The following is a 17,393-nucleotide window of genomic DNA, read 5'->3' on the forward strand; positions in this document are numbered from 1 at the left end:
GGAAGAAGCATGAGAGTGCAGACCTTGTCCGACCACACCGCCGACCAGGTTCGCCTGGCGCAAGAGTCGCGCGAAGCGGCGTACCGCCAGCAACGCGAGGCCTGGCGTGCGGAGGTCGAGCGACGCGAAGCGGCGATCGCCGGCCGCAAGGCCGCCATCGGCACTGCGATGCGAGATCGGCGTTTCTTCGCCGCCCTAGGGCACGCGCTGAGCTGGCTTGCATCCAGCCTGTCGCGTCGGCCCAGCGAGCCCGAGATGCCGGCCGCGGGCGAGGACGAAGGGCGGTTCGCCGGCGGTCGGGAAGGTGAGGAGCGCGTGCAGGCAGACCTGTCCACCTGGCTCGATGACCGGTGGATGCTCTTCAAGGGCTATCGCAACCGGGGCGGCGAGACCGACCTGCTGTTGCTGGGCCCGACTGCTGTCGTTGCGATCGAGGTGAAGACGCTTAACGGGGTCGTCCACGCGCAGGGCACCGAGTGGAGCCGCGACAAGTACGACCGTTATGGCAATCTCGTTCAGGAGGGCGTGCCGGTGCGCGACGCCAAGGGGCGGGCACCGAGCCAACAGGTCAACGCGGTGGCCGATGAACTACAGGGCTTCCTGCTGCGTCGCGGCCAGCCTGTCGCTGTGCGGCGTGCCGTCGTCCTCGCGCACGAGAACTCCCGCCTCGGTGTCATCGAGCGGCCTGGCGTGGACTTCCTCGGTGTGCTGCAGGGCGAGGGGTTTCGCGAGCAGTTCCAGAACTTGCTTCGGCCGTTGCTCGGCGCGGCGCCGTTGAACGTCGGGGCGCTCGGGCAACTGGTCTGCCAGGACCACGCATTCCACGAGCAGCGCTTTGTGCAGCGCCGGTCGGGTTGAACGCGCCGGCTGCGGACGCGGCCCTCCGGGCTTGCCGCATTCGTGGCAACGACAACCGAAGGGCTGCCGCGCGTTGGGTTGATGCGCCAGACTGGCGCTGCAAACGGTGCCGCGGTCGAGACCTGGGTGCGGCGAGCCCGTGTTCCTGGAGAGGACCTATGCGAACCTGCTATCTCGCCACGGCGTTCTGGGGGCCGGACGACGGGCCGCCGCTCAGTCTCGCTCTGGTGAGCGACGAAGGGGACGAGCACTTCGTCGAGCTCGATGCCGGTGCCAGAAACATCGCCGACTGGTTCGATGCGGCCTCGCCGCTCGTTCGCGAGCGCATCGTGGCGCAGCGGGCGACGGTGGGCTCCGGCCGGACTGCTCAGCGGATGGCCGAGGCCACGGCGGATTGGTTGCGCCGGTTCGGGCGCGAAGGGGAGGGCGTGAAAGTCTGTTTCGGCTCGCCCCGCGATTGGGAGGCGCTGCTCCGGTGCCTGCGCCCGACGGCCTTCTGCAACGCGCTGATGGCGCAGATGATGCCGGCCGATCTCACGGCGCTGGTGGTGTCACCGGAAGCCTGTGCCCTGCGCGCCGAGAGCCTTGAGGCTAGCCGTCCGCGGGGTCTGCCGGGGCTTCATGCGCTGGCGGAGGCGCTGGCACTGCGGCACGTGCATCGCACCCTCGAAGAGCGCGGCCGACGGCTGGCGGAGTTCTATCGGTCAGAGGCGTTCCAACAACTGGTGTCCCTCCTCGACGACCCGAGGTTCGAGCCCTGGCTTCGCGGGTGGTGCGGAGGGCGGATTCCGGCGCTCGGCGGTGCTAGGCCGGTCGACGTGGTGTCGACCGCAGGGGGCATCGACGCTGTCCGGAACTGTCTCGCGTCAGCGCTCAACGGGGGATACGGCTGATTCCGCCAAAAGAGCAGCGACAGCGCGTTGTCGGTGTCAGGTTTGCAGCGGGTGCTGTCATTCGCGTAAGGCGGCTGAATGACTGCTGCCGGCCAGGAGCGGAACTTCCTGGACGTCCGCTCGGCGTCCGCCTACTTTTCGGCGGCCACACCTAAATAACGCAAAGGTGAACATGAGCAACGGGCGAATTCGACTGTTTTGGAGGTGTAACTTGAATCCCATCGTGGACATCTCGCGCTGATTTATAAGGTTCGCAGCAGCTTTTTGGCCTTTTGGCTTGTCCATTTGCTCATATCTAGATGGGCAAGATTCTCCCGAAGAAATCTTTTTAGCGCGGCGGGAGACCTCTTTTTGTAGACCGCTAGTCCGTCTTGTGTGGCACTAACATTAAAATCGTTGGCAACAAGCAGCGACTCGATTTTCCGGACGATCATAATTTGATCGCCCTCGCGCTGATGTGCCTGCCATGTTGACTTGGCCTCATGGGTTCCCATTGCCCGTCTGACGCTGTCGACGAGATCGGCCAACTTTGTTCCTCTATCATATTCAAGAAAAACATCAAAACTGACTCTTTCGAACTCGCGCAGGTTGCCGGGCCAACTGTAAGACCTCAGGATGTCGATCACTTCGTCAGGTATGGCGGGCAGGAAACTTCTCCGCAGGCGATCAACCAGGTCCGATTCAATGATTCGCCCCCCTGACATTAAGACGGGTTCCGCACTGCGCCAGCGGTGCAGTCGAAGTAGCCACATGACTAGTTCTCCTCCTGCTCCGGCCAGTAAACGCTGACTCAACGATTCAAGCCGTAACGTAGACCGGATCCGATAAAGAAAGTCCTCGCGGATTCGGCCCTCGTGAAGGAGCTTCTGAACGGGCTCATTGGTTGCCATTACAACACGGACCCGACAACGTTTCTTTTCGCTATTCTTTGCGCCGATTCTCTCTATCTCGAGCGTGTCTGAAACCGGACTTAGCAGGTCCAGCAACTGGACCTGGAAGTCGATCGGAGCAGATTGGATTTCATCCAAGAACAAGGTGCCGCCATCGGCCAATTCGAACCAGCCAGGCTGATCCACGACAGCGCCGGTGAAGGCCCCTTTGTTATATCCGCGCAGCCTTGACTCTAGCAGCTCAGTTTTTACCGCGGCGATGTTGACCGCATGAAACGCGCCCCGACGCTCTGTATCTTGAAGCAACCTCTGGTGCAGCGATCGTGCGAACTCCGTCTTGCCGGAACCCGTCACACCCTCGATCAATCTCGGTCCCTCTTTCGGCGTGTAGTCGTCTGCTGTCACCGACGCCCGCTTTGACATGAGTTCATGCATCAGGCACTCGAATGCGCGCTCTGGATCGTTGTCATAGTCGTGAGCGGCCGCTTGTGACGATGGGCGGCGCCGCAGGCGCATAAACGAGACGACGTTGGAATTCAATAATCCGGCGCTTTGCGCCACCTCTTGGGCGAGTTCGCTAAGCCGAGGAGGTGTCCCGCCTCTAGACGATCGATTCTCGGCCGCGAGGAACGTGATGACTGATGGGCGACCGACTACTTCGCGCGCAATACGCACCAAGGGGGCTAGACCCTCAACGGTAGCCTGGGTAGGCTGGCTGACGAGTTGAGCGGGACTCGTGCTGAGATACTGGTCGACTAAACGGGACCATGTCGTACCACGCACGGGGGAGTCGACGTCCGAGCGGGATCGCACGGCCTTGATCGTCGACGAGTGCCTTTGGGCGACTTGGGCCCACTCGGCCGCCTGTGCATCCTCCAGCCACTTGGAGAGGATCTGCCCCTCCTCGGGCACCGACACGCGATGCAGCCAGACCCCTGACTCCAGGCACTCAGTGGCCCGGCCGCCACCCACCAGAATGAGGCGCGGCACTAACAGATTGAACATTTCGTCAAAGCATCGATGTTGCGGTCTTGATGATAGCTTTAAATCGGCATGGGTCGGAGCCGCTAACCTGTTGATTCTTCGTTCCCTTGGTCTTGGCATGTGTCCTGCGTTGCTTGGGCATGCGTGCCGGCGGTCGGCATGCAGCCACGAAGGAGATCAGTAACATGAACGCACCCATGCTCATCGCCAAACCGTCCGACATCCAAAGACTGCTCGCTTACTTGCGCGCCGGTGCAGAGGCTGTCTTCACCGTCACCGAGGATCTGCGCCCTCTGGTGATGGATCGATTGAAGGAACTGGCATCGGACCACCGGGTTTCCGTTTGCTCTATCACTCCGAGCGGGGAAAGGCTTGTCATCTGCACGGGCGGCGGCCTCCTCGTGGGGGCCGGCGCTGGAGCCTGGCTGGCCGGCTTTCCCGGGGCGATCGTCGGTGCGTTTGCGGGCCTTTTCTCGGGGTATGCCTGCGCCCACATGAGCGTCACGATCCGACCCCGCGAACAGAGGCAGCTTGGCTTTACTGTCGAAATCGCTCGCGCTTAAGAACCCTACTTAACTACATCAACCGAGCAATGAAAAAGCATCGCACCCTGTCCCTCGTGGACGTGATTCACCGCACCGCTAGTTACTCCGCTGACGACATCCAACCCCTGCTGAAGTACCTTGACCATCAACCCAAGACGAGCGATCTTGGCACCAGATCGGCCGCCGAGGACATCTCGCGTTACCTCCGCAAGATGGGAAGCAACGACATCGCAACTCTCCTTCGAGGCGGCGAAGGCGTTTCCTACGAAGAGGTCGTGTGCGACGTGGGCACGAAATTGAAGGCGCAGGGCGTCGCCTCCTCGAATACCGTCGGCCAGAACGAGGAACTCATCATCCGCAAGGTTTTCGCCGACACACTTGATGCGATGTCCGAGGACGAGAAGCGCGTGCTGTTTCGCTCACTGGATCTCGACGTTAGGGACGTTCCGCTCGCGGCAGGATCCGCCGTCCTGATGCCCCTGCTGTTGCGGCAGTTCGGTGGCTTCGCCACGTACAGGTTCGCGGTCATCATCGCCAACATGGTGTCGAGGGCGCTTCTTGGTAGCGGACTTAGCCTCGCTACGAACGTCGTGCTCACCCGGACTGTAGGAACTCTCCTTGGCCCGATAGGATGGATCGCGACCGGGGCTTGGTTGGCGATCGACCTCGCTGGTCCAGCGTTTCGAAAGACGGTTCCGTCCGTGCTTTATATCGCTGCGCTGAGGCTGACGCTGGAAAATCGGATCAGCATCGGTGTAGTCGGTGATGGATCGACGGGTAAGGACACGCTGATCCAAAAGGTTTTCGGACTTCCCGCGAACGCGGATCCTGTCGCTGGGTCCACGTCGGAGGTCATTCGCTACGAGCTGGGGGGTGGGGGAGACGCCTTCGTCTCCAACTATCCCGGCTTTAACGACTACCGGGCAAGAGTCAACAACTCCACTGACGAAGCACTTCACCACACCGACGCCTTCTTGCTCGTGATGGATGCAACACGCGGGATCTCGGGTACGGATGTGGAACTCCTTCGCAAGGTGCGCGCGTTCGGCAAGCCGACCTTGGTCTGTCTTAACAAGGTCGACGCGCTGCGCTCGGAAAAGGACTGTCAGGCGCTGCTTCAGGCGGCTCGCAAGCGGCTGGAGATCAAAAATGTGCAGGGTCCAGATGTTCCGGCTGCAGACGCGGAGATGATCGTCTGCACGCTGGATCCCCTCCCCGCACTCGGCATCTCCCCGCGAGGGAGAGAAGAGATCCGCGAGTGGGTCAGGGCCAGGTTGACGGCCGCGGGCAAGAATGAATGCCTGCTCAACGAGCTTTGAGGAGCGAGCGATCAGGGATGGGTGTATGCCAACGCATGGTAACTGCGCATAGCGCCAGCCCATCTCTGATACTTGTTTCGTCTGACCTGCCCCCTTCCAGCCGTACCAAGGAAAAGGAAGTGAAGTCCGCTCATCAGGAGAATGACGGACATGAGGAAGAGCAAGTTCAGCGAGGAACAGATCATCGGGTTCCTCAAGCAGGCCGAGGCCGGGATGGCGGTGGCGGAGATCTGCCGACGAGGCGGGTTCAGCGACGCGACGTTCTACAAGTGGCGCTCGAAGTTCGGGGGCATGGAGGCGTCGGACGCCAAGCGGCTGCGTGAGCTGGAGGAGGAGAACGCCAAGCTCAAGAAGCTGCTGGCCGAGGCGCACCTGGACATGCACGCGCTCAAGAGCGTTCTGGGGGTAAAGCGCTAGCCCCACGGGCCAAGCGCGAGGCGATTGGCCGGCTGGTGCAGGAGCACCAGCTGTCAGAGCGCCGAGCGTGTCGTCTCGTGGGGCTCTCCCGCGACAGCTACCGGCATCCACCCGAGGCCGATGCCGCCACGCGCGAGCTGGCGGCGCGGATCGTGGAGATTGCGCACGTGCGGCGGCGCTTCGGGCGCATTCACGACCTGCTGCGCCCGGAGTTTCCGGGCGTCAACCACAAACGCGTGTGGCGGCTGTACGCCGCCGCGAACCTGGCCGTGCGCAAGCGCAAGAAGGTGCGGCGCCCGCCGGCCGAGCGCGTGCCGCTGCAGGCGGCACGCAGCGTCAACGAGGTCTGGAGCATGGATTTCGTCAGCGACAGCATGGCCAACGGCCGACGCCTGAAGTGCCTGACCGTGGCCGACGACTTCAGCCACGAGTGTGTGGATATCGCCGTGGACTACGGCATCTCGGGCGAATACGTCACGCGGCTGCTGGACCGTGCAGCGGTGTTTCGCGGCTATCCCGCTGCGGTGAGAACCGACAACGGCCCGGAGTTCACCAGCCGCGCGTTCATCGCTTGGGCGCAACGGCATCACATCCGCCACCTGCTCATCGAGCCGGGCCGACCCATGCAGAACGGCTACATCGAGAGCTTCAACGGCAAGTTCCGCGACGAGTGCCTCAACGAGCACTGGTTCCAAACGCTGGCGCAGGCCCGGCAGACCATCGCCGCGTGGCGGCGCGACTACAACGAGGTGCGTCCGCACAGCAGCATCGGCCGCATCGCACCGGCGCGGTTTGCCGAGCAGCACCGCCGGCATGCCGGCGGTGCTGCTCAACACGGCCCGGCCATCCCGGAGATCACGTAACCTTCAACCAGGACTCCTTCCGAATCGCTGGTATGGCGTAAGGGGGCAGGTCAGCGGGACGCTCTGGCCCGCCGGGCGGCGCGCCGCTCCCATCGGCGCAGGCTCCGCTCCAACTGGCGAGCGAAGGCGCCTGCGAACTGGGGCGTCAAGTCGGCGGGGAAGAGCGCCTGGATGCCTTCTGGTGTGGTGAACGAAACTGTTCGCCGTCCGGCGTGCTCGTAGACGATCACTGCAGTCGTCTCGGTCATGAGAAGCCTCCTGCGCCGGATCATCGCCACGTGACCGGACTCGTCAAGAGTTCGATTAGGAACCGCGGCGTGGCAATCAGCCGCAACATCGCCACTGTTGCGGGCCTGGGGGGATGCGCTGCATGACCGAACACCTCACGCGAGAGCGGCTCTACGAACTCGTCTGGGCCAAGCCGCGGACCCAACTCGCCCGGGAGATGGGTGTCTCCGATGTCTGGATCGGCAAGCAGTGCCGCGCGATGGACGTTCCTATGCCGCCGCGCGGCTACTGGGCGAACCTCGCCGCTGGCGCCAAGGCCCGCGCGAAGTACCGCAAGCCGCCGCTGACCTACAACCTCGCCCAACGCATTGAAGCGGAGCACGCGACCGCGTTTGAAGGGCTCTGCGGCTTCGTCGCCACCAACCTGGAGCAGCCGGTTCCGCAGATCCCTTCTCTGGCGGAGTCGGTGGAAGAGGCGGCCGCGCGCTACGCCAGCATTGCCCAAGGGCTTGCTGCGTCAAAGCGGCGGGGCGAGCACCACCCGATCGTTCTGCGTCTCTTGGCAGAAGACGAACGACTGGCCGCTGAAAGCTCGGGCAATTCGTGGCGCCAGCCGTTGTACCGGGGGGCGGATGGCCTGTACGTGCTGCGTGTGGTCGACGAACTGGCCTGGCACTGGACCGATTGCGGATTCGGTGTGTCGGCCAGTCGGGGGCACGACGTGACCCTGTCTGTGAGCTGCGGCGCTCATCACACTCGCTTTGAAGTCGTCGCGACACCCGCGGGCCAGGATCTGAACGTGAGAGGACGCGGGGCGACTGCCTTGACGTTTGAGTTCTGGCTCGACCGCGAGCGCGATCATTGGCGCAATCGCGGCCGCCAGACCCCGTCGCTGGCGTTCGAAAGGTCCGACAAGTCGCTGATCGACCAGATGACGCGTCTGCTGTTGGCTCACTGGGAGAAAGCCTTCCGCGCCAGCGTGACCTGGCGCTTCGATCATGCGGCCCAGGAGAGGGGGCGGGCCATTCGTGACGCGCAGCAGAAGGCCAGGCAGGAGCGAGAGCGTCAGGACGCCGAGGCTCGAGCGCTGCTTCACCGGAGGCAGCGACTACTCGTTCAGGCCGCTGCCGGCCTGCGGCGATCAGACGAGCTCAGGGCGCTGGTTGCCGCCGTCGAGGCCAGTGCCTCATCGAACCAGCTCGACACCGAGTTGGTCGGCCGGTGGAAGCAGTGGGTGCTGGAGCGGGCCGATCTCATCGACCTCCGGACGTGGTCAGGTCTTGAAGTCCGGCGGTGGCTGGAGGCCTTTGACCTCGGCCTCTCCCTCTCCACTCGAGAGGCGGGGCCAAGCGCGGGAAAGGATCTCTAGAGTTCCACCGAGGATGCCGCTGTCTGGGCGCCTGTCTTGGGACTCCATCGCGCGACACCGCGCTGCAGCGCGGTGACTTCCACGGCCTCGCGCAGGCGGGCAAACAGTTCCTCGCCCCATCGAGGGCCCCGAGCGGGTCTGGCCCCCAGCAGATGCGTCGCCTGATCGTCGAACGCATCCGGCATGGCCTCCCGCAGCAGATCCCAGTTCTCCAGGATCGGCTTTCGACGGTCGGCCAGCAACGCGCCGGCCGGCAGCTTGTCGGACTTGCTGGCGTTGACCGCCGTGTGTGCGGGCAGCAGGTTCCACAGGTCGTTGTTGCCCCAAAGCGCGAACGGAATCATGTGGTCAACGGCCAGGCTTCGCGGCGACAGGTCCCGCCCCGACCAGACGCAGGACTTGACTCCCGCGGCCAGGTAGGCGGCTCGGGCCTGTGCGGTCGCGCGTTCAGGCTCAGGATGGGCCAGCAGCAACGGCAGCACGTCACCCGAGCGCAGGCCTTGCCGGTGGGCGAACCGTTCGGTCAGCGCGGCCCAGCGGACGATCACGGCCCAGCGGACGATCACGGCATCGACGATCCAGTGTCCCAGGAGGCAGAGCTCTCGCCACAGGCCGTCCGACATCAAGACTCCCTTCGTGCGGGCGTCGTATTCGAAGACCCGTCCGCTCTCCAGGGCGCCGCCGGAGTAGGTGACGGGGCCTGACCGGATCGCCTGGGCGATCGACTGCAGCGCCTGGCGCTCCAGTGCCTGGATGGGGGCGGGCAGGCGTCCCGATGCGGACGCCAGATGCCATGCGGTCAGTCCCCCGTGTGCGCCTTGATCCGCGAACCGCTGAATCAAGGCCTGCAGCGGCGCCCGGAACGCCATCGGCTGCTGCTGGTTGCCCGCGCCCTCGGCCAGCGACTGCGGCACGAAGCGCTGGCTGGCCACGATCGGCCAGTAGTACCGCAGCCACCGGCGGGCGATGCGTGAGATCGGGACGGACACGCGTCCGTCAGGCAGCCAGCGTGCAGCCTTGGGTTCTTGTGTGGCGATCTCGGCCAGCGCCCGGAGCAGCGCGAACTTGTAGGTGGCGACCTTGCGGTCGCGGTTGAGGATGCCCTCGATCTGGTCGACCGCTCGCAGCAGGTCCCCGCTGCGCAGCTCGAGCAGCAGGGTCACCTAGGTGGTCCCGGCACGCTGGAGCACGTCCTGGGTGTCCCAGCGGCCGATCAATTGGAACCCGAGTCTCTCGAAGAGGAGTTGCAGTTCCTCTGGGCGGTAGGGCTGGAACAGGCGCCCCTTGTCGTCCCGGTGGTCCTGTCTGACGTCGGTGCGTGCGCTCGGGATCGAGAGCAGCAGCCGGCCATGCGTCTTGAGCAGGCTGCGCAGCGAGAACGCGGCGTCGAAGAGCGCCGCCTCGGGCACGTGCATCAGCACGGCGTAACAGACGATGCCGTCGAATCCGCCGCCAAAGGGCGTCCCGATGTCGGGGAGCGAGCCCGCCACCAGCCGAGAAGCCAGCTCGGGGTGCGCGGTGATCGCCGCCTGTCGAAGCCCGGGGCTCGGCTCGACGCCGTACCCGTCGATGCCGGCGCGAAGCAGGGCCGCGAGGTCGCGGCCGGATCCTGCGCCGACGTCGAGCACTCGTGCGCCGCGAGGGAAGGCCAGCGGGACGTACGGCTCCACCGGGCTGGCCGCCGACTCGTAGCGGGCGGCCAACTCCGCGGCATGGCGCTCGTAGAACTCAGCGGTCTTGGGGTCCACGGCGCATTGTGTGGGCATCGACGACGCGGGCGGCATGAGGCCGACAGGCCCGAGCGGGCTGGACTGTCCGTGGCGGGGAGCCCTCGTGTGCGGGTTGGCGCCCGTGGCGAGTCCTGGACGAATCGAACCCGATTTCACATAAGACCACTCGCCGGCGTGTTGCTCGGTCGCCGGTCATGGGAGTCGACCGCGCGTCTCGCCGAGCACCGACCGTCCATCTTCGCCCGCGTGTCGTTGATCCACGGCCCGATTGGCCCCAGCGGTTGAGTCGCCGGCGCGAACTCGTCGAACCGTGCTGAACAGCGGGTCGTCTCGCCGGCAGCTTCTCGTATCGAACTGGCCGTCGTGCCGGGATCCTCTGGCTCGTGTGGCGCGCCGTTCTCAGTTTTGCAGCGGCCTGCTGACGCAGAGCGATGAACTCGCATCGCCAATGGGGGCGTTTTGCTCCTATTCGCGTGACAAACCGTTGAGGGTCCGGGTATCCAATTGTGGTCGTCTAGATGGCTTGTGGAGAGCGGGGCGGCATGAGAACTCGTCGACGGACTGAGGGTGGCGTGGGCGGCGGTCCAGTGGAGCCTGCCGGGGACCAGATCGACGCAGGAGAGCGCCAGCCTGTAGCTGGACGAGCCCGGAGGACAGGGCACCGCGCTCGACGCGAACAAACCGCGCAGGAGCTGCTTGACCAGTGGCGGATGGATGCAGCGCCGCCGTTGCCCCTTGGTGACAGCTCCGCCCAGGTGCCGCTATTTGAGCGAGACAGGCACACGCCCGTCGCCGAAATTTTCATCCGGGCGGGCGAACCGATAGGTTTTGTTCTCGATGAGTGCCGTCAGCTTCTCGAGCTCGACGCGAATTTCGCGAAGGTGGCCCCCTCCAAGATCAGAATGTTCGCGAGCTGTATTAAGGACCTGGTCACAAAAACCATTCCAGGGAGCATCGCGACGGTCGAGATCAGGCTGCTGCTCCGTCTCGATCAGCGCATATCCAGAGCTACTCCGGAGTTGCGCATCCGATTTGCGTATTGCGAGGAGGCGTCCGGCGAGGTCAGGGCGTTAGAGAGGCGGCTGCGCGCGCTCTTGGATCTCGTGGGGTCGACGAGCGAGGAGATTTGGACGACCCCCGCTACAACGATACTTCCTAACGATATGAAGGCCGGACATGTCGTTGCGCTGGCTCAGCAGCTCAGGCGGTCTGCGCCCGGCGCGGCCATCGCGCCGGGCGTCGAGGTCGCGTCGGCGCAATTCGGCGCGCCAGTCCGGGTTCCCGAGATAATCGGCGGGGCGCCCTCTCTAAATGAGGTGGGCGAAAAAATCATCGATGCCGTCGGGGAGGTCGTTGGGTATGATCGGCAGGAACGGATCGTTCATGTCCTGTTTCGCGGGCGTCAGGCGAGTACTGCTCTGACAGCGGATATGGAGAGGGTTTTCGAAACTGTTCGTCAGCAGGCTCCGATTGCTGGCAACAGGTGTCGGCTCCGCTACGTGTCGGGGAATAGTCAGAAGGTCCAGGCGATCGGGAAACTCCTGGAAATCGTGGTGGAGTCGCGTGGCCTGTTTGCCGATACACCGGATTAGTTCATCGCCGAGGTGGCGGAACTGAACCGTGCTCAAGCGTCGCCCGCGCTAGACGAACCGGCTGCGACCGAGAGAGTGACGACCCAGAGCACCAGCAGTTCTTGAGTGCTGGCGATGCAACTGGCATCCGTGGTGGGCGGAATGAGGACGGCTCGGTGTGTGACCGGCTCGGGCGGTTGTCCCCATTGCGCGGGGTCGAGGCGGAAGTCTTTGCCCATGGACCGCGCCGCCAAAGCGTATCCATCCAGTCCGCACTCCTCGATCCACCGCCGCTTGGCCGCGTGCAGGTCGGTGGAGGTGACGAGGCGCACATCCTGCGGCCCGAGGTTGAGCGCCTTGATGAAGTCCGCGGCTGCCTGGAAGTGATGCTGGCGGTGCAGAACCAGGTGACGCCGCGGTCCGATCGGGACCCCCAGAGGTTCATTCGGCCGCTGCGTCACAGCGCGTGCTTCGCCAAGCGCACTGACGAGCCGAACCAGTGCCTTCCAGCGCCCGAAGGAGATCGAATTCAGGATGGAGGCCGCAGGCGGCGCGTCGGCAGCGGCGCATCCATCCCCAGGAAGTCGGCGGAGCATGCCGACGAGTTCATTGAGCTCCTGGGCATTCAGGCCGGCCGTCACTTGGGCGCGAGCGGGCCTGTAGCCTGCCTGGACAAGGGCGAGGTACCTCAGGCGACGAAGGGGCAGTGCAGCAGAAGGCTGACGCTCAGAAGGCGCGAATGGTATTTGGGCTCCATAGTGCGGGTCGGGAGCCACACGGTCGAGGTCGATGAACGCCTCACCCGGCACTCCCCATCCGTCCCACGCGGACGAATCGTCGTCGACGTCCGCCCAGAGTTCGATGCCGTGGAGATAACAGGCCGTACTGACCGCCGGTGTGGCGTGACCGAGGGCGCGCGCGATCGCCCAAGTTGCCCGGCGGTCCAGTGTGTCGCGTCCTAGCAGGAGACGCCGTGCATGTCGGGAATCTTCCGCGCTGACCGGGAGGCCGGGTCCCAGTGGACGGCCGGCCAACATCGCGAGCAGCCGACAGGCATAGGAGTGCCGAAGCCCGTGTATGCGGGCCGAAGACGATCTCGTCACGGCCTTCAGTACCCTGAGCAGTTGCTCCGCGACTGCAGACTTGATCGGCCCGTACGATGCCTGACAGACTCCGGGCAGCAGCGGCGCCGATGCGTCGGCCTTGTGTCCCAGTTCCCATCGGCGTAGCACTTCCGACACGACGTCTCGCTCGCGTGCGGTTAGCGTTTCGACTAACGGGACCTGCCGTCGCGAGTGCTTCGTCTTCAGACTGCGGACGGCGTTGGCCCGCACCAGCACGACGACGGCGCTGCTCCAGTCCAGCCAGTCCTCTCGGTACATCCCGACGGCTTCGCTCAATCTCAGGCCAAAGCGCGCGCACGCGATGAGGACGAACGCGGCGGCGAGCCTTTCGTCGGCGAGTTCAGATGGGGGCTGTTCTCCGACGAGGGTGCTCAGGGCCGCATCGACCTCCGATAGCAGGATCAGGGCGGGACGCCCGACGGCGACCCTGGAGCCGAGTTCGACGCCGGACCAGTCGACCTCCTCGATGCCATAGGCCTTGACGGCGAAGTCATGGAAGTCCTTGAGCTGAGACACCGTTCGTCGCATGGCGTCGTGTCGGTGCGCTGCCTCGCGTTCCTCCTCTGTTTCGATCTCGGGCTGCCTCTGAGTCCTGTCGTCGGTGGCTGTACGTTCAGGCTCCGGATGGGCGTCCCACCATTGGACGATGTCCGCGTAGAACTCGCGGATGCTCTCCTCGTCTTCGTCCGGCAGGAAGCGGTCGTGCGCCAAGTCGACAAATGGCGCGACGAGCGAGTACCAGTAACGCCTGGCTGTCTGCAGACGCAGGCGAACCTTTTTCCCCGTGCGCCGCTTGCGGGTCAGCAGAAAGCAGGCGAAGTGAGCCAGAACCTGGGGGCCGTCACCTTTCTGGAAACCGGAGTCGGCTGTCAGTCGGCGGATCTCAGCAAGGATGGCAGCAGGGTCGGCCTTCTCTCCGAAGGCCTTGGTGATGCCGTCGAGCAGAGTCGCGCAGCGCTGCGCCGTGCCGCCTGACGACGCTGTTGGGAGTTGCCTTCCGACCGGAGCCTCGAAGGTGCTGTCTTCAGCGTCGTATTCGTTTGTTGCTGGAGCTGGTTCGGGCAACTGCGGCGCGACCGAGCGGGCGAGCCGATACCAGTCATGGTGGGGCAGTGCGGTGACGACCCGGCGTGCGGAAAGGTGTGCAGCCTCGACACCTGTGCAGTTCCACGCATTGGCCTGCTCTCGCAGGCTGCACAACTTCCGGAAGACGGCCTCCAGCGATGTGGCGGACTTCACGTGCGCGTCAATCCAAGGCAGCAGTAGAGTTGGGATCGGTACAGCCTTGACCTCCCGCCGAGGGGATGCCAACGCCAGCGCTATCCAACGTGCAGCACGGGCGCTCATCGGCACCCGCATCACCGGGCGACCGTCTTCCCAGATATCGGCGTTGGCTCGTTCCAGCCAGAACTTCCTGCCGAATCGGACTAGTCGAATGTTGCGACGCAGGTGAACCAGGTCCAGTAGTGTCTGCACATGAGCGACACGGCTGGTCAGCACGAGTTCGATCGCTCCGAGCGTTGCGGCCAGCATCGGTCTTGGCGATCTGTCGCCGAAGAGGTCCACGGTCGACGCCACTTGCCGAAAGGCCTGTGCAGCAGCCTCGAGCGCACTCTCTGCGACGATGAAATCGGGTGTGAAAAGCGGCCGTGGCGGGGCTACTGGGGAGTAGCGCCGCTGCACCGCCACCAGAGCTCGCTTCTTGTGCCAAGTATCTTCGAGCCACTCCTCGAACACCGCATAGCGGAGCGAGGCTGCCGGGTGCGGGTTGGAGTTGATGAACAGCATGCGGTTGCCGATGGCCTGCCACTCAGCAGAAGACAACTCCCCTGGTGCGCGGCCGCCTACAGCGTGCTCGATGTCTCGGATCGCACGCTCGCGCGCAGCGGCGTGCAGTTTGTCGCGGGCTGCGGCTCTCGCTTTCTTGCCGAACCGAAGTGGTTCGTCTGAAGTCAGATCTGGATAAGCGCCGCGCAGGTGTTCCGGCAGTGCAGGGCGGCGAATTGAACGGCGGAAGCCGAGTTCGTGGTGGAGGCTCTCCACTGCCGGTCGTGCAGCCTCGATGTCCTCGCGCGGAACACGCAACGAGTGATCGCCGTGGCTCTCCGCGCCTCGGTCTCCGTGGGCGAGCAAGGCATCAACGATCTCGGGATGCACGGAGCGCCGGATGAGCCCGGTGGCGAGCACATGTCGGAACATGTTCCATGGGACCGGCCATGCGCTGCCGCAGTGGGCGCTGAGCTGGGTCTCTGTCACCTCGATCCAGCCGAAGTCCGGCCCATCGCGCAGGTAGAAGAGGAGAGGCAGCCGTTGATCCTGCTCCGGGTCGCTGTCCAGCAACCGTCGGATTGCCTCTGCCATAGCCGGACATGTTGGAGCCAACAGCATGGCGAGCGACGCAAGGTGGGTGAGGTAGCAGTCCTGCAGCAGGGCTGCGGCTGCTTTAGCCAGGACACCGATGCGCGCTCCCGTCGTCGGACCAGCCCGCTTGTCCTCTACGTAGACCAGTTGCCGCTTGAAGTCGAACCAGCTCAGTGTTTCGAACGGAGAGTTCACCGGCCGTGCGCCGGTGCTCCCGAGTAGCGAGAGAGTGACGAGCGAGGTCAGCAGGTTGTGGGCGTCAACCCACCGCTGTGGGTTGCGCGCTGTCGCCTCATACAGGGACATGAGTTCTTCGATGGCTTGCGCGACGCGTGCAAGGTCGAAGTCCAGTTCGCTGCCGGCTGCGTTCTCCGTGGCTGCTAGGTCAGCTGTCCGTGGTGTTATGGAGCAGAGGGACGGCGGGCAAGCTGCAAGCAGCGCTTTGTGAACTTCCTGCAAGCGGTACGCGTTGTACGCGCTCGCCGCGGGAAGTGCGGTGCGACTTTGGGCAGCCAGCAGCTGCGATAGGGTGCTGTCCTCCGTGTGATGGAAGACTCTCGAAGCCAGTGCAGTCGCGATCACCGGGCCTGACAGTCGGCGCAGTTCCGGAGTGTTGGCGAGGATGTCGCAGAACCACTTGTCCAGCGGTAGGTTGGGACTCACCGTCTGCCAGAGTTCCTGGACGGTCTCGGGCTGTTCCGTTTCCGGGGCGTGGCCCCGTAGCACCGTGGTGGCCTTGTCGCACAGGGCAACCTCGAGGTGGTCGGTGAGCGGGTGTAACCACTGCTGGGCCTCTGGGGCAAGTGAGCCCGCGTGAACGCCCCGGAGAAAGCGCGGGGGACGTCTGCGCAGGATCCCGGTCGCCGAATCCAGGGCCCAGTCGCCGTCGAAGTCGGTGCCGATGCGAAGCGTCTCGACGTCGAACATGCCGCGCGCTGATATCCAGGCCACGAGGGTCAATGCTGCGCCCATCCGATCGACGGCACTCTCGCTCCCCAATAGATCCTGAATCCTTCTCGCCAGCGCGTCGTTCTCATCCTTGCTGAGTTGGTGCCAGCTGGTCGCGAGATGGAGATGCTGTTCGATGCCAGTCAGCAGGATCTCGCGCCCATGTTTTCGGATCTGGAACTGGGTCGTACCTGGTTTGACCCTCTGGCGAATGACGCGGGAGTCGTGGTCGTCCGCAACTGGCGTCGTGACGACGTCATCGGCGGGCTCGTCGAGCGGCCCCTCCGGAAGAGGAATCAGTGGTGCTCCGACTGTGGATGTCGTCGCTTCGGGGATCGGAAGGGGCGGCAGTGTTGGCTTGTCCTGGATTGACCTTGGATCCCACCAAGCCCCCCCGACTGCGAGCCGGCGCACAGCGCGAAGGAACTCCTGGGCGGATTTGGAGGGGGGTTCTCCCTCCTCCAAGAGATGCCTGGCTCTTGCCATGTCGCATCGGTGAACTAAGTCCGCCTCAAAGTCTGCGAGGTGGAGTGACGGCGATGCCACCAAGCGAATCCATTTCAACTGTGCGCTGGAATCCTGTTCGCAAGCCTTGCGTGTCGCGTTGCAGACCTCCGTCAGGTTGCGATCCTTTCTGGATCCGACCTGCAACAACTCAAGCCCGCGCAGAAGGCAGAACACGCGAAGCTGCTGAATCCAGTGGGCAAGGGCGTCGTCTGGTACGAGCGCCCGGCGCTCCGCAATCAGGGCGTTCAGCGGCTCGTCGGCAATCGTGCCGCGAAGTGCTCTCGAGACTCGTTCAGCCTCGTCAACGGGTCGAAGCGTGCGAATGATTTCTGCTCGGCTACCGAGGCAGGCTGACAGCTTCAGTAACTCACGTGCGTAGTCGCTGTTGGCGGCCCAAGCTTCGAGGATGCTTATGATCTCTGGGCGAGTGATGAAATGTAAGTGGGTGCCTACATATTTCGCGGTTCTCGCCTGCTGTTGCGTATAGCCCGCGAGCGCTTCCAGTCTTCGAAACGCCGTCGCCGCGCCGCCCGACGCGGCGAGGTGGCGTAGTTCGGCGAGTCGTGTGTGACCATCCAGACCAACGGTCAGGGCAGGCAGATCGACGTTGGCCGGCGTTGCGTGGTCTGTATCGGGCATCGCGCCCATAGCTTACCCCGATGCGATGTCAACGCGCGACCCAAAATTCCCGTCGGAGTCCTTCTAAGTCATTGATTCACAAAGACAAAGGTCTTTATGGTCAACATCTAAACACCAATGGTGTCTGATAACTTGGTTGGGCTCATA

Annotated in this window: 12 protein-coding genes; 7 read left to right on the top strand and 5 right to left on the bottom strand. The window is 64.1% G+C overall.

From position 1 onward, the window contains the following. The first annotated feature begins 9 nt into the window (after positions 1 to 9). Complete coding sequence (locus tag G5B56_RS05615; RefSeq protein ID WP_164962567.1) at positions 10 to 858, top strand: nuclease-related domain-containing protein; 849 nt, start codon at positions 10 to 12, stop codon at positions 856 to 858. A gap of 158 nt (positions 859 to 1,016) precedes the next feature. Next, a complete protein-coding gene (locus G5B56_RS05620) occupies positions 1,017 to 1,751 on the top strand; it encodes an antitoxin Xre/MbcA/ParS toxin-binding domain-containing protein (RefSeq protein ID WP_164962568.1) in 735 nt (244 codons plus the stop codon). 242 nt (positions 1,752 to 1,993) lie between these two features. Here G5B56_RS05620 and G5B56_RS05625 read toward each other — a convergent pair whose 3' ends face one another. Further along, entirely contained in the window at positions 1,994 to 3,646 is a 1,653-nt protein-coding gene (locus G5B56_RS05625; protein WP_164962569.1) for a sigma 54-interacting transcriptional regulator, read from the bottom strand. Positions 3,647 to 3,810: 164 nt separating this feature from the next. Here G5B56_RS05625 and G5B56_RS05630 point away from each other — a divergent pair, with 164 nt between their 5' ends. From G5B56_RS05630 to G5B56_RS05640, 3 genes are all read left to right on the top strand, one after another. After that, the gene (locus G5B56_RS05630; protein ID WP_164962570.1) at positions 3,811 to 4,188 is read left to right on the top strand and encodes a hypothetical protein; all 378 of its coding nucleotides are present in this window, start codon (positions 3,811 to 3,813) and stop codon (positions 4,186 to 4,188) included. Positions 4,189 to 4,244: 56 nt separating this feature from the next. Continuing rightward, positions 4,245 to 5,489, top strand: a complete 1,245-nt coding sequence (locus G5B56_RS05635; RefSeq protein WP_164962571.1) for a GTP-binding protein — start codon at positions 4,245 to 4,247, stop codon at positions 5,487 to 5,489. A 150-nt stretch (positions 5,490 to 5,639) separates the two neighbouring features. Further along, a protein-coding gene (locus G5B56_RS05640; RefSeq protein WP_404947955.1) for an IS3 family transposase occupies positions 5,640 to 6,769 on the top strand; the annotation gives its coding sequence in 2 pieces (ribosomal slippage) (positions 5,640 to 5,901 and positions 5,901 to 6,769; 1,131 coding nt in all). 50 nt (positions 6,770 to 6,819) lie between these two features. On the opposite strand, the gene G5B56_RS05645 is transcribed toward G5B56_RS05640, so the two are convergent. Then, positions 6,820 to 7,017: a hypothetical protein gene (locus G5B56_RS05645; RefSeq protein WP_164962573.1), complete on the bottom strand. Its 198-nt coding sequence runs from the start codon at positions 7,015 to 7,017 to the stop codon at positions 6,820 to 6,822. 122 nt (positions 7,018 to 7,139) lie between these two features. Between G5B56_RS05645 and G5B56_RS05650 the strand changes: the two genes are divergently transcribed. After that, complete coding sequence (locus tag G5B56_RS05650; RefSeq protein ID WP_164962574.1) at positions 7,140 to 8,366, top strand: hypothetical protein; 1,227 nt, start codon at positions 7,140 to 7,142, stop codon at positions 8,364 to 8,366. On the opposite strand, the gene G5B56_RS05655 is transcribed toward G5B56_RS05650, so the two are convergent. Both G5B56_RS05655 and G5B56_RS19795 read right to left on the bottom strand, forming a co-directional pair. Beyond that, a complete protein-coding gene (locus tag G5B56_RS05655) occupies positions 8,363 to 9,529 on the bottom strand; it encodes an HNH endonuclease domain-containing protein (protein ID WP_206023484.1) in 1,167 nt (388 codons plus the stop codon). The genes G5B56_RS05650 and G5B56_RS05655 overlap by 4 nt on opposite strands. Then, on the bottom strand, positions 9,530 to 10,114 hold the full coding sequence (locus tag G5B56_RS19795) for a bifunctional 2-polyprenyl-6-hydroxyphenol methylase/3-demethylubiquinol 3-O-methyltransferase UbiG (RefSeq protein ID WP_206023485.1): 585 nt from the start codon (positions 10,112 to 10,114) through the stop codon (positions 9,530 to 9,532). It abuts the gene before it with no gap. Positions 10,115 to 10,806: 692 nt separating this feature from the next. Between G5B56_RS19795 and G5B56_RS05660 the strand changes: the two genes are divergently transcribed. Then, positions 10,807 to 11,688: a hypothetical protein gene (locus tag G5B56_RS05660; protein ID WP_164962575.1), complete on the top strand. Its 882-nt coding sequence runs from the start codon at positions 10,807 to 10,809 to the stop codon at positions 11,686 to 11,688. 32 nt (positions 11,689 to 11,720) lie between these two features. Here G5B56_RS05660 and G5B56_RS05665 read toward each other — a convergent pair whose 3' ends face one another. Then, positions 11,721 to 17,255, bottom strand: coding sequence for a hypothetical protein (locus G5B56_RS05665; RefSeq protein WP_164962576.1), 5,535 nt, complete (start codon positions 17,253 to 17,255; stop codon positions 11,721 to 11,723). Between the last annotated feature and the right edge of the window lie 138 nt (positions 17,256 to 17,393).

It is taken from the genome of Rubrivivax sp. JA1026 (genome assembly GCF_011065555.1).
GTDB classification, from domain to species: domain Bacteria; phylum Pseudomonadota; class Gammaproteobacteria; order Burkholderiales; family Burkholderiaceae_C; genus Rubrivivax; species Rubrivivax benzoatilyticus.